This is a genomic window from Robiginitalea marina, from assembly GCF_024006985.1.
GTDB classification, from domain to species: Bacteria; Bacteroidota; Bacteroidia; order Flavobacteriales; family Flavobacteriaceae; genus Robiginitalea; species Robiginitalea marina.
In genome coordinates, this window is record NZ_JAMXIB010000005.1 from 170,918 (window position 1) to 183,585 (window position 12,668).

The 12,668-nt window shown below is 55.1% G+C and carries 11 protein-coding genes; 4 read left to right on the top strand and 7 right to left on the bottom strand.

The genetic code is table 11. From position 1 onward, the window contains the following. Positions 1-2 precede the first annotated feature (2 nt). The 7 genes from map to NG653_RS08130 form a co-directional block, all read right to left on the bottom strand. Positions 3-821 (bottom strand): type I methionyl aminopeptidase, encoded by an 819-nt coding sequence (map, locus tag NG653_RS08100; protein WP_252741191.1) that lies wholly within the window; start codon positions 819-821, stop codon positions 3-5. 55 nt (positions 822-876) lie between these two features. Beyond that, on the bottom strand, positions 877-1,428 hold the full coding sequence (locus NG653_RS08105; RefSeq protein ID WP_252741192.1) for a thioredoxin family protein: 552 nt from the start codon (positions 1,426-1,428) through the stop codon (positions 877-879). A 4-nt stretch (positions 1,429-1,432) separates the two neighbouring features. Further along, entirely contained in the window at positions 1,433-2,950 is a 1,518-nt protein-coding gene (gene gpmI / locus NG653_RS08110) for a 2,3-bisphosphoglycerate-independent phosphoglycerate mutase (RefSeq protein ID WP_252741193.1), read from the bottom strand. Between the two features lie 221 nt (positions 2,951-3,171). Next, positions 3,172-3,339, bottom strand: a complete 168-nt coding sequence (locus NG653_RS08115; protein ID WP_252741194.1) for a DUF6747 family protein — start codon at positions 3,337-3,339, stop codon at positions 3,172-3,174. Positions 3,340-3,614: 275 nt separating this feature from the next. Beyond that, positions 3,615-4,346, bottom strand: coding sequence for a M15 family metallopeptidase (locus tag NG653_RS08120; protein WP_252741195.1), 732 nt, complete (start codon positions 4,344-4,346; stop codon positions 3,615-3,617). Between the two features lie 134 nt (positions 4,347-4,480). Next, the gene (locus tag NG653_RS08125) at positions 4,481-5,620 is read right to left on the bottom strand and encodes a T9SS type B sorting domain-containing protein (RefSeq protein WP_252741196.1); all 1,140 of its coding nucleotides are present in this window, start codon (positions 5,618-5,620) and stop codon (positions 4,481-4,483) included. Further along, complete coding sequence (locus NG653_RS08130) at positions 5,621-7,867, bottom strand: phage tail-like protein (RefSeq protein ID WP_252741197.1); 2,247 nt, start codon at positions 7,865-7,867, stop codon at positions 5,621-5,623. 303 nt (positions 7,868-8,170) lie between these two features. Here NG653_RS08130 and NG653_RS08135 point away from each other — a divergent pair, with 303 nt between their 5' ends. The 4 genes from NG653_RS08135 to NG653_RS08150 all read left to right on the top strand — a co-directional run bounded on the left by NG653_RS08135 (position 8,171) and on the right by NG653_RS08150 (position 12,658). Continuing rightward, a complete protein-coding gene (locus tag NG653_RS08135; RefSeq protein WP_252741198.1) occupies positions 8,171-8,917 on the top strand; it encodes a BamP family beta-assembly machinery protein in 747 nt (248 codons plus the stop codon). A gap of 4 nt (positions 8,918-8,921) precedes the next feature. Continuing rightward, the gene (locus tag NG653_RS08140; RefSeq protein WP_252741199.1) at positions 8,922-9,701 is read left to right on the top strand and encodes a peptidase associated/transthyretin-like domain-containing protein; all 780 of its coding nucleotides are present in this window, start codon (positions 8,922-8,924) and stop codon (positions 9,699-9,701) included. Between the two features lie 66 nt (positions 9,702-9,767). Next, a complete protein-coding gene (locus NG653_RS08145; RefSeq protein ID WP_252741200.1) occupies positions 9,768-10,283 on the top strand; it encodes a DUF6702 family protein in 516 nt (171 codons plus the stop codon). Positions 10,284-10,342: 59 nt separating this feature from the next. Further along, positions 10,343-12,658: a M1 family metallopeptidase gene (locus NG653_RS08150; RefSeq protein ID WP_252741201.1), complete on the top strand. Its 2,316-nt coding sequence runs from the start codon at positions 10,343-10,345 to the stop codon at positions 12,656-12,658. The last annotated feature ends 10 nt before the right edge of the window (positions 12,659-12,668 follow it).

A 12,668-nucleotide genomic window follows, 5' to 3' on the forward strand; every position in this document is an offset into this window, starting at 1 on the left:
CCTCAGGAAGTTATGGGGTGTTGGCGGAATTCGGCTTCCTCATCGCTTGAGATGCCCAGGGCCTCATAAATATATCGAAAGGTGGAGAGCAGTTCGGGTTTGCCGTTGATCAGGGCCACGTTATGCTCGAAGTGGGCGCTGGGTTTCCCATCGGCGGTCAAGATGGTCCAGCCGTCCTTCAATTGGCGGATGCGCCGGGTACCCATATTAATCATGGGCTCAATGGCCACAACCATCCCCTCCACGAACATCTTGCCCCGGCCCCGTTTGCCGTAGTTCGGCATTTCGGGGGCTTCGTGCAGCTTTTTACCCAGGCCGTGCCCCACCAGCTCCCGCACCACCCCGTAGCCGTGGCTTTCGCAGTATTGCTGTATGGCGTATCCCACATCTCCCACGCGGTTTCCCGCCCGGAATTCCCGGATGCCGACATAAAGGGATTCCCGGGTTACCTGCAGCAATTTCCGGGTTTCGGGGGCGACTTCGCCCACTTCGAAGGTAAAGGCATGGTCGCCGTAATACCCGTTTTTAAGGCTGCCGCAGTCTACCGAAACAATATCGCCCTCCTTAAAGGGTTCGTCGGTGGGTATGCCGTGGACTACCTGGGCGTTTGGGCTGATGTTCAGGGTATTGGGGAAATCGTACATGCCCAGGAAACCGGGTGTGGCCCCCTGTTCCCTGATGAATTCCTCCGCCAGCCGGTCGAGGTACAGGCCCGTAACCCCTGGTTTGATTTCAGAAGCCAGCATCCCCAGGGTCCTGGAGACCACCAGGGCGCTTTCCCGCATCAGTTCAATCTCTTCGGCAGTTTTTGGATGGATCATGGGCGCAAAGATACGACAGAAAGTGCAACTGGCCAGCCCGGGCCACGGGGCGGGGTCAGTCCCAGTCGTAGGGGTTCTGGTAGGGCTCCCCACTGAGGATTTTCAGCATATCGGATTCCAGGTCTTCAATGGCATACTCCACAATGCGGTTGAGTTCCTCCCCATCCCGGTAGAAAATAAGGGTGGGCACATTGATGATGTCATACCCCTCTTCCTCGTGCAGGGGGGTGGTTTTCTCCCGGCTCAGGACGATGACCTCCACTTCCTGTCGGGGGTAACCGGCCTGTTCCAGGACTTTGATCAGCCTGGGTACCAGCAGCCGGCTGTCTTTACACCAGGTGGCCGCGAAGACCCGGATCTGCACCCCTTCCAGCAGGGGTTTCAGGGCGTTGATTTTTTCAGGGGCGGGTTGGGCCGCTTCGTAATTCGGGCGGAACCAGGCGTCGAAGGGCGGGTTACTGAGGGAATCGAGGCTGGCGGTCCCCACGAGCATCACCGTTTCCCCGTCGGGCAGGCGAACAGCGGTATGTTTGGGCTTTTCGGCACAGGCGATCGCCAACAGGAGGGCACTCACCACGGCGGCCAGTGGTTTCAGGAAGGGTTTCATAAGGCTACAGGAGGGATTTTTGCGTCATGACTGCGGGTTGGGGGATGCCCATGATTTCCAGGATGGTGGGGGCGATGTCGCCCAGTACCCCGGGCCGGATGCTTTTGCGGTCCGGATCGACCAGGATCAGCGGGACCGGGTTGGTGGTATGGGCTGTGTTTGGGCTGCCGTCGGGGTTAATCATGGTATCGCAGTTCCCGTGGTCTGCTATGACCAGGGTGGTGTACCCGTGCTCCAGGGCGGTTTCAACCACGTCATGGGCGCAGCGGTCGACAGTTTCGCAGGCCTTGATGGCCGCAGGCATACTGCCCGTGTGGCCTACCATGTCGGGGTTGGCAAAGTTCAGGCAGACAAAGTCGGCCGATTCCCTTTCCAATTCGGGTACAATGGCATCCCGCACCTCATAGGCGCTCATTTCCGGTTTCAGGTCGTAGGTGGCCACCTTAGGGGAAGGGCAGAGGATCCGCTGTTCCCCTTCGAAAGGGACTTCCCGGCCGCCATTGAAAAAGAAGGTCACGTGGGGGTATTTTTCCGTCTCTGCAATCCGGATCTGTTTTTTCCCCGCCCGGGAAATCACCTCGCCCAGGGTTTCCCTGATATTTTCTTTGTCATAGACCACCCTGACATCCCGGAAGGTATCGTCGTAATTGGTCATGGTAACATAGTACAGCTCCAGGGGCTTCATCCCCTGTTCAGGGAACGCTTCCTGGCTCAGGGCCTGGGTAAGTTCCCGGCCCCGGTCGGTGCGGAAATTGAAGAAAATGACCACATCCCCGTCCCTGAGGGTAGCCAGGGGGTCGCCCGCAGGCCCTGTGACCACAACAGGCTTGATGAATTCATCCGTCACCCCGTTTCCATAACTTTCCTCCAGGGCGGCTACGGGGTCCCCGGTGGGAGTCCCCTTCCCATGGACCAGCAGGTCGTAGGCGAGCTTTACCCTTTCCCATCGTTTATCCCGATCCATGGCGTAGTACCGCCCGATGATGGACGCGAGCCGGCACGGCTTATCCTGGCAATAGGCCATCAGGTCGGCAACAAAACCCCGGCCGCTCTTTGGGTCCACATCCCGGCCATCCGTAAAGGCGTGCACAAAGGATTGGGCCACCCCGCTTGCTGCTGCAGCCGCGATAAGACCCTTCAGATGCTCTGTATGGCTGTGTACCCCGCCATCGCTCAAAAGCCCCAGGAAATGGACGGGCTTTGAGTGTTCCCGGGCATAGGCAAAAGCCTCCTGGAGCGTCGGTTCGTCTTTCAGGGTGTTTTCGCGGATGGCCTTGTTGATGCGGGCCAGGTCCTGGTAGACAATCCGTCCGGCCCCCAGGTTCATGTGGCCCACTTCGGAGTTGCCCATCTGCCCCTCCGGCAGGCCCACGTTCATCCCGTCGGTCAGCAGGGTGGCATTAGGGTACTTTTTATAAAGGGAGTCCATGAAGGGGGTATGGGCCTGCGCTATGGCGGAAACCTTGGGGTCGGGGGACTTACCCCAACCATCTAAAATCATCAAAACCACTTTCTTGTTCATGGGTCGGAGTATTATCAGGATTCAAAAATAACAGGAATTGTGCAGGTTTGCCAGTAATGGACCCAATTTTGGGAAGGGCGTGGGCCTTGCCGTCCGGGAAAGGGCGTTAAAAAAGGCGGAGGGGTGGGCTATGGAGGGTGTTCATCAATCAAAAAAGGACCCTGGCCGAAACCGGGGTCCTTTTTTAGTATTCCTGCGGGGCTATCTGCAGCAGGGCTATGTCAGAATTCAAAGCCGGTAAATGCCCGGTAAAAAAAGGCATAGATGGCCATGGTGATCATCAGGGCACAGAACAGGGAATACGCCTTGAGCAGATACACCACATAGGTGGGCTTGCAGTTGTCAAAGGCGTGCAGGTACAGGTTTTTAAAGTGGATCAGGGTTCCCATATAGTGTCTTTAAGGGGTTAAAGCCAAGCTATAAGGGGTTAAATCTAACCGGTTCGGATTTGGGGGGACAACTAAAGTACAAAAATATCCCGGTCTGCCCCCAATGCCGCACAGGCTTTCGACCTAAGTGCGGTATTTCCCGATAGCTGCACAAATAGGCACGAAGCGGCCATCAGGGCAAAGGCTGTATCGGCCCGCGGGGAACGCGGTGTCGTTTCGGGCTTCTTCCCGCCATATCCGGAAAAAGAAATGCCGTTGAAAATGGCAAAGGCTCCCTAAAGCAATTCCGGGTTGATGTCGAGGATGTTATCGGTGATGTACGACCGGATAAAACCAGTGGTCAGGTACTCGCTCCCAAGGAAGTCGTCCCCTTCCAGGATCCGCAGGATATTCATCTTGCGGAAGTCGGAAAGCATGGGGACCGACAGGGGGGCGTAGCTGTAATGCCAGGGTTCGTACCTGAAGCCGCGCCGGCGGGGGTTGTTGGTGTAGACCAGGTAAAACCCGTAGGTGTTGGCGTGTTCTTCCATCCACTTACGGAAGTCTTCGAAGGGGCCCCCGTCTTCGAATTTTTCAGGGTCCAGCACATCGCCGGAGGCCGGTTTTGAGTCGTCGATCAGGTCGGCATCGGTACCCCAATGATGCCTGCTGGTGCCGGGGATGGTGGAATATTCCACGATTTTGTCAATAGCCTCGAGAGGTTCCATCCCCTCTTCGGTATAGGCCAGGTATTTTTGCTCAAAGATGGTCCTTTGGCGGTCATAACTGCGATAGCTGCTGACCACCTTGAGGCTGATCCCATCCTGGTAGGCAGCTTTTTTCATTTCCAAAAAAGCGTCGTGCGCTTCTTTCCTCAGGTTGATCCCCTCCCCATACAGGTCCAGGTCGGCTTTTCCCGTAAGTTCCTCCACGGTAAACTCGCGCTGCGCGGCCCACAGGGGAAAGGCAGGGAGGCCCAGGGCCAGCCCGCTGAGGCCGCTGTTCTTAAGAAATTTTCTTCGCTTCATTCCTAAAGGTTTATTATCCGGCCCTGTCCTTCGGGCAGGGCCCTTTCCGGGTCCCGGGCCCATGCATCCTGCTCGGCCTCCCGAAGGTATGAAAAATGCCGGAAAACAAAACCGGATACTTTCGTGTCGGCCCCTTAACGGTCCAGATAAAGGAATCCCTGGTATTCCAGGCCGAGGTCCAGCAGTTGCACCAGGTAGAAATACACCCCTTCCGGAAGGCCTGCTTCCCGGTTGACCACCAGGCCGTCCACATTGGCTACGCCGTCGAATTCGTTGGTATAGTTTTGCCGCTCGAATACTTTCAGCCCCCTCCGGTCGAAGATCTGGAGGAGGTTGTTGGGCGAATTGGCTAGCGCTTCAATCACCAGCACATCGTTGATCCCGTCCCCGTTGGGGCTTAGGAAAAAATTGTCGAGGGTGAGCAATTCCTCTGGTTCTGCCAGACTACCGAAGGTGATCACCTCAAAGGCATCCGGTACGATAGGCTCCGAAAGGGCAAACCCGTTCTGCAGGTCGCCGGCCACCGAGCGGGTACCCAGGGGCTCCCACCTCCCGGCGGCTTTGCTCCAGCCCACCAGTACGATGCCCGATACCGTTTCGGCCAGGGCCCCCAGGTTGCTGTTTGGGTTCCAGGTGAGGGTGACCTGCCCGGTGTTTCCGCCTTCCAGCCTCCAGAATTCAGCAGTAGATATGGCAGCCAGGGTCCTCGGCAGCAGGTCGGTGCGAAAGGGGGGAAAGGCACTGGGGTTATTGGGGTCTTCCCGGAAGTATGCGCATTTGGCCAAAGGAAACGTTTCCCCCTCCAGGGTCAGGCGCCGGTATTCGGAGGCATCCCCCACGGGGAAGACCATCCGGTTCTGGTTGATCGCCAGGGCGTATCCGTTTACTTTGGACGCATTGCCGGCTCCATTCACAGCGGCCTGTTGCAGCAGGGCCACGTACCTTTCGGGCAGGGATTTGTCGGTAACGAAATCGCCCTCGAAAAAATCCAGGGCGTTGGCCACGCTGAAGGAGGTCTCTACATCCACAAAGCGGTCGAGGAATATTTCCACGTCGTAAAATACCGGGGCGAAATCCCCCGAGACCCGGATCAGGTCCGCCCCGTAAAAGCCTACCCGGCCCGCCTCTTGCTCAAAGGGCGCCTGGTTGATAAAGCTGGTAAAGAGCCCTACCTCAGCGCCTTCGTGCAACTGCATGCCACCGTAGTGCTGCAGGGCGGGTTGGGCAGAAGCAAGCCCCCAAAAGGTTAAAAATAAAAGGGTTAAACTTCTCATCTAATTAATTTGTTCCCAATTCCCAATTCCATCACTTTGAAGCCAAATCACCCCAGGGGCTATGTCATTTGAGGCAATACCATTTAAATCCAGATAATTCAAATTCGTCGGCACATTCACCCCAGTTTTATTCTTTATGATATAAATTCTCCCGGCGTTTGAAATGTCGGCTGGGGGTAACGTTAATAGGGTGACCCCGGTTTCAAGTATAACGGTATGGTCCGCTTCCGTCAAGGTAACATTAGTTGCCTCGGACCGAATTGGAGTGGCAAAAGAACCGCCAAGATGCAATGCAGAGGACGGGGAAGCCTGTTGGATTCCTACGTTTTGGATGTTATCTATCCTAAGAGCTTCTATATTATTCGTTGAAAAAGCTAGTATACCGCTAGCATCTTCTAAATACATTCCAGTATCCTGATTGTCATTGAATCGATAGGTAGGGAGTCCTGAGGAACCCGAAGCACCTTTTATGAATTGTGTCCTGATTGTACCACCTACGTTTAGCTTAACGTCACTATCTGTTATTACCTGATTTCCAACATATAATTTTAACTCTAAGTTATCCCAAAATAGCTGCGCGTTGTTTTCTACTAAACTACCCGCACCGTCAGAGAAAAAAATAGAACCTGGAGTTCCCGTGGGTATAGCAGAAGTTACATCAATTGTAAAATTAGGATATCCCCCTCCAATGGTCACATTTCCGCTACCGCCATCGGCAAGCGTAATTTCCTGATCAGGTGCATCATTGATCACTTCAAAATTCTGGTCAATCTGATTTATAATTATTCCTGTTCCGGCAGAGACGGTTTGATTTTCGTTGGCAGGGTTACTATCAGCGTCATCCACATTAAGAATTAGTGTACTTCCGTTGTCAATGCTGATATTTCCGGGGGTATTATCCGTACTGATATCTTGTAGGTCCAACTGATTTAACCCTACTGCATAAGAAGTCTGGGCATCCCGGATCACCAGGCTATCCCCCACCACCGCAAAACTTACATTATATTCATTCGGGGCATCGCCCTCTCCGGACCCCACAAGATCAATGATGGCCTCTTCCACAAAAGCTCGTGTGGCGGCATCCTGCGCCAGTTCGGGATCCAGGATATTTCTGATCAAAACACCCCCCGCATCATTGCCCTGGGCCAGGACATTGGCAAGGTCCTGGTTGTCAGAGCTGCCATTCTGTACTTCCTCGATGGCTTCCTGAACGCTGTTTGCCGCAAACCCGTTGGTAGCATTATTGAAGGGCAGGGCCGCGGCGTTGAGGTCAAAGGTCAGGTCGGTGCCGTCGTTGTTGGTAAAGGTATAGGCTCCATTGCCTGGTGTAGTGAGATTCGCCTTGGCCACCGTTTGGGGGAGCCCATCTTCCCCGGTGAAGGTAATCGCTCCATCTCCATTGTCTGAAAGGCTAGTAATGGTTTCATTGATCACCTCGCTGGAGGCGTCTGCACTGGTCAGGATCGCGATGGGATTCCCGGCTATGGTTCCCGAAATGATCAGCCCGTTGGTATTGATTACCGTACTGATTCCCGCCCCATCCGTGAATTCATAGGTCCCATCCCCTAAGGGCACCAGGCCAATGGTGTCCACATTGGTGTCCAGGACGTCGAGGGCCTCCTGTACGTTGGTTGCTACGAGCCCGGATGCGGTGGGATCGTAGCCTATTGCAGCTGCCTGGAGGTCTACGCTGGTTAGATATCCCACATCGTTGGTAAAAGTGCCCAGGGTAACCAGATTTAAATCCAACTCTTCCGGGGTAACGGCATTATCCGCCAGTTCTGAAGTCCCTATGGCATCTGGGGCAATATTGGATTGGTCAACAACATCAATTCCAATATCATTCCCCCGAATACTTCTGTCTACGATGTTTTCACCCCGGATCTGCCCCACCTCAAAATTCACGGTATCGCCCAGGCGGGTAATCGCGATGGTGGGGAAGTCATTTACGATGGCTTCTGCGGTAAAGGAAAGCCCCAGGGCCTCGCAGAGGTTGATCCACCGCTGCCCGTTGTGGTAGAAAAGGCAGTCTTCTTCCGTATTGTAAACCAGGCCCCCGCGGGAAGGGGTGATGGCATCCATTTGGGCGGTGGTGACCCGGGTGATGACCAGGACGCGGTCAGTGCTTTCCAGTTCCAGCAGGGAAGCCGGGCCGATGTTTTGGGGGTTATCGCCTATCTTGACCTGGGCGGTGGCCAGGGAACACCACAGGATAGGCAACAACAGCAGGGAGCGCTTCATTTTCATAAGGCAGGGTTTTGTGTCGTCCCCGGCAACGGGTAACACCCTTGGCGGGGCTGGGTTTGGCACGACCGACAAAGTTAAGATTCTGGCGACAATCGCCCGGGTTTTTGGCTGGAATTACGGCTTTTCCGGATAAACGGGAACCGCTTGATTTCCAGCACCCCAATTACGTCCTGGACCCTGCAACCTGAAAGCAGCTAAAAGCCCGGTCTGCACCGGGTTTAACATAAGTTTATGCGGCTTGCCTTTTTTTTTAGGGGAAGTTGCTTTTTCTTTATAAATTGACAGAATGGCTGCTGTACCTCTATGAAAAAACTATTCCTTTTCTTCTTTTCCCTGGGGTTTTTCACACCCCTTTGGGCCCAGGACGACGATCGTACCCTGCTCAGGGGAACTGTGTTATACAGGAACTCCCCCGTGCCCAATGAGAATGTGATCAACACCACGGCCCAGCAAGCCACCATCACCAATGAACGGGGGGAATTTACCATCCCGGTAAAGCCGGGGGATGATGTGGTCTTCATGGCCCTGAACTACCAGTTGGAGATGGTGAAGATTACCCCCGAAATCCTCCAGAACAACCGGCTGGTGGTGGAGGTTACCGAAAAAGTGACCGAGCTCGATGAAGTGGTGGTCAGCCCGGAGGAGCAGGAAGAATTCATCAGGCTCCGCAACGAGGACTTCAAGGAATACGTATATGAAACCGACCCGACCACGGAGGTGGTCAATATTGCCGAAGACCCTACGGTGCGGGGGATGCAGTACGGGTTGAATTTCGTGAACATCTTTAAGCTGCTGGCCAAAACCATCGGCGGGGAAAAGGAAGCCGAGGGCCCTGCCCCCCTGAAGGCCAGTGAGGTACTTCGGCAGGTCTATGACGATCGTTTTTTTGTGAGCGACCTGCAGATCCCCCAGGACCAGATCGATGCCTTCCTGGTTTATTGCGATACCCAACTGCCGCCCCGCGCGCTGCTGCGCAAGGAAAATGAATTCCAACTGATTGATTTTTTGGTGACCCAAAGTGAGGCCTTTCGGAAAATCCGACAGGAATAGCCGAATGCGGTGTTGGCCTGCCTTATTCTTCCTGCTCTGGACGGGGGCTTTTGCCCAGGTCCCGGGCCGCGGCGATTTGAGGGGCAGGGTGCTGGAAGACAGCACCGGGGTTTCCAACGTACACCTGCTGAACCTTTCCGCAGAGCAGGCGACCATCTCGGACCAGGAAGGATTTTTCACAATCCCCGCCGAGGAAGGCGATACGGTACTGGTTTCGGCCATACGCTATGAACGGATCACTTTCCACATCACCCCCGAAATGCTGCGGGGCAGACTTTTGAGTATTTCCCTCACCCCCTTTGTAAACCAACTCGATGAGGTGGTCCTGTATCCTTATAACCTGAGCGGGGACCTAGGGCGGGACCTCGGGAACCTGCCGGTGGAGGAACCGGTAACAGCAGCATCCCTGGGCCTTCCCAATGCTTTTGCACCGGTGAAGACCCAGACCGAGCGCATGTTGTACGAGGCGACCACCGGGGGGGGGATCGTCCCCCTAAACCCGGTCCTGAACGCTATCTCGGGCCGCACCCGCATGTTAAAGAAGCGCCTGGCACGTGACCGGGCCTACCAGCAGACCCTGGAGGTCAGGGCCCGGTACCCCGACAGTGTTTTCGTCGGGCAGCTCGGGGTCCCTGCCCTGAGGATCCCCGATTTCATGTATTATTGCGAGGCAGACCCCTCCTTTGGTTCCCTGGCGGAGGGTGACCCCTTGCGGATGTGGGAATTCCTGAGGAAAAAGAGCGCAGAGTACCGAAAAAACAATGGCCTGGAGCAGAAGCCGTGAATTCCGTACATTTGACCGCACCACACGGCACGGGATTTGCACAGGGAAACGACAAAACGAAGGAAAATGAATCGAAAAGGGATTTTGGGGGTACTGTTGCTGACCTTCCTGCTGCCGCTGCTTTCGTTCTCAGGGGCCCATAAATTTTACGTTAGCGTGACCAATGTGGACTATGCCCCGGAAGAAGCTTCCCTGCAGGTCATCAGCCGGATTTTCACCGATGACCTGGAAGAAGCCCTGCTTCAGCGCTATGATTTTCGCGGGAACCTGGGTACCCCGGAGGAGTCGCCCCTTGCCGGGCAATACATAGAGCGATACTTCCAATCGCGCTTCGAGGTGCAGGTAAACGATTCGCCCCGGGCATTTACCTTCCTCGGGACCCGTTACGACAAGGACCTGGTGATTTGCTACCTGGAAGTCCCGGACGTTCCCGGGGCAACCCTGAAATCCGTCGGGGTCCGAAACGACCTGCTGACCGAGATCTTTGAAGAACAGAAAAACCTGGTTCACCTGAAGGTGCTGGGCAAAAAGAAAAGCTTTGTACTGATCCGCGAGAATAATAAAGGAATGTTAAACTTATGACGGCCTTCTGGCGGAATCTCCTAAAATCCTGTATTTTTCAACCCCTTAAATAACCCAATATGAATGCGATGAAAGCAACCTATCTTTTTGCGGCCTTTTTCTTTGCCTTTGCGACCACAGGCTGGGCCCAGGAAGAAGCCCCGGCCGAAAAGCAGCCCGGCCACACCAACCAGAGCAAATTCCGCCAGATGTACCAGGAATTCGCCACGCCCAATACCTACCGGAGTGCTTCCGGTGCCCCGGGCCCCGATTATTACCAGCAACAGGCCGATTACCGGATGGACATCACCCTCGATGACCGGAATGCCCGCATTTACGGGGAGGAGACCATTACCTATTACAACAATTCCCCGGATGACCTTGAATTCCTCTGGGTGCAGCTCGACCAGAACGTCCGGGCAAAGGATTCCAAGTCGCCCCTGAGGGACGGCAGCGGGGTAGCCCCGGCCTACCGGGCAGAGTCTTTTGCAGGCGATTACCTGACGGAGCCTTTTGACGGGGGGTTCAACATCGAATACGTGCGCGATGCCCAGGGCAAGCCCCTCTCCTATACCATCAACCAGACCATGATGCGGGTGAATATCCCCCAGCCGCTTAAATCGGGGGAATCGGTTTCCTTTGATATCAAGTGGTGGTATAACATCCCCGACCATACGGTTAACCGGGCGCGCTCGGGGTACGAATACTTTGAAAAGGACGGGAACCGGGCGTATGTAATCGCCCAGTTTTTCCCCAGGATGGCCGTCTACAGCGATGTGGAAGGCTGGCAGAACCACCAGTTCTGGGGCAGCGGGGAGTTCGCCCTGCCCTTTGGCAACTACGAGGTGAATATCACGGTGCCTGCGGACCACGTGCTCGACGCCACCGGCGAGCTCCAAAACCGGAAGGAAGTGTTCTCCCGGGAGATGATGCAGCGGTATGAGCAGGCCAAAAAGTCGTATGACAAGCCCGTGCTGATCGTGACCCAGGAGGAGGTCGAAGCCGCGGAGAAAGGGTTTTCCGAGAAAACCAAGACCTGGAAATTCAAGGCGCAAAATGTCAGGGATTACGCCTTTGCCACCTCCCGGAAGTTTATCTGGGACATGATGGCCGTGCGCATCGGTAGCAAGGATGTTATGGCGGTCTCGCTTTACCCCAAGGAAGGGAACCCGCTCTGGGAAGACCTTTCGACCCAGGCAGTGGCCAGCACCCTGAAAACCTATTCCAAACACACCTTTGATTACCCGTACCACAAGGCCATTTCGGTGCACGCCAAAAACCAGGGGATGGAATATCCGATGATCTGCTGGAATTACGGCCGGCCAAACGAAGACGGCACGTACTCCGACCGGGTCAAGTACGGGATGATTTCGGTAATCATCCATGAAGTGGGACACAACTTCTTCCCCATGATCGTGAATTCAGATGAGCGGCAGTGGGGTTGGATGGATGAAGGCCTCGACACCTTTATGCAGTACCTGGCCGAGCAGGAATTCGGCAAGGCCTTCCCGGCCGTTATTGCCCCGAACGAGAAATACCCTTCACGCCGGGGGGATCCTTCCAAGATCGTTCCTTACATGGCGGGGGACCAGTCGTATCTGGCCCCGATTATGTCGAACCCCGAGAATGTCTATCAGCTGGGCCCCAATGCCTATGGAAAACCGGCTACTGCCCTGAACATCCTCAGAGAGACCGTGATGGGCCCCGAGCTTTTCGACCACGCCTTCAAGACCTATGCGCAGCGCTGGATGTTCAAACACCCGACCCCGGAAGATTTCTTCCGGACCATGGAAGACGCCTCTGCGGTAGACCTCGACTGGTTCTGGAGGTCATGGTTCTACACCACCGATTACGTCGACATTGGGGTCAAGGGGGTCAAGAAATACTATGTGAGCAACAAGCCCACCCGGCAAATGAAGGAGTATATGCAGGCCAACGGAATTACCGAAGCTGACCTGCCGCCCCTGGTTTACCTGGCTGAGGAGGATAGCGAGGACTATGATCCCGAAATGAAAGGCAAGGCCCCTTCCGAGGTTTCTCCCTCCCTTAAGGAATTTATGATGGACAATATGACTGCCGAGGAGCGGGCCGCAGTGAAGGAGCCGAAGTTCTTCTACGAGGTGACTTTTGACAAGCCCGGGGGCATCCCCATGCCGCTGATTGTGGAGTATTCCTACGCCGATGGCACCAAGGAACTGGTTACCTATCCCCCGGAAATCTGGAGGAAAAACGATAAGGAGGTAAGCCGCGTGATTTCTTCCCAGTCAGAACTGGTGGGGATTGTGGTAGACCCGAAGTTGGAAACCGCGGATATCGATACCACCAATAATGCCTGGCCAAGGGAGGAGGCTCCTTCCGAATTCCAGCAGTTCAAGGAGAACATCAAGGGGAAATAATTTTTCCCTG

Coding starts and splice junctions, on each gene's coding strand:
- map (WP_252741191.1), bottom strand. CDS start 821: ATGATCCATCCAAAAACTGCCGAAGAGATTGAACTGATGCGGGAAAGC.
- NG653_RS08105 (WP_252741192.1), bottom strand. CDS start 1,428: ATGAAACCCTTCCTGAAACCACTGGCCGCCGTGGTGAGTGCCCTCCTG.
- gpmI (WP_252741193.1), bottom strand. CDS start 2,950: ATGAACAAGAAAGTGGTTTTGATGATTTTAGATGGTTGGGGTAAGTCC.
- NG653_RS08115 (WP_252741194.1), bottom strand. CDS start 3,339: ATGGGAACCCTGATCCACTTTAAAAACCTGTACCTGCACGCCTTTGAC.
- NG653_RS08120 (WP_252741195.1), bottom strand. CDS start 4,346: ATGAAGCGAAGAAAATTTCTTAAGAACAGCGGCCTCAGCGGGCTGGCC.
- NG653_RS08125 (WP_252741196.1), bottom strand. CDS start 5,620: ATGAGAAGTTTAACCCTTTTATTTTTAACCTTTTGGGGGCTTGCTTCT.
- NG653_RS08130 (WP_252741197.1), bottom strand. CDS start 7,867: ATGAAAATGAAGCGCTCCCTGCTGTTGTTGCCTATCCTGTGGTGTTCC.
- NG653_RS08135 (WP_252741198.1), top strand. CDS start 8,171: ATGAAAAAACTATTCCTTTTCTTCTTTTCCCTGGGGTTTTTCACACCC.
- NG653_RS08140 (WP_252741199.1), top strand. CDS start 8,922: ATGCGGTGTTGGCCTGCCTTATTCTTCCTGCTCTGGACGGGGGCTTTT.
- NG653_RS08145 (WP_252741200.1), top strand. CDS start 9,768: ATGAATCGAAAAGGGATTTTGGGGGTACTGTTGCTGACCTTCCTGCTG.
- NG653_RS08150 (WP_252741201.1), top strand. CDS start 10,343: ATGAATGCGATGAAAGCAACCTATCTTTTTGCGGCCTTTTTCTTTGCC.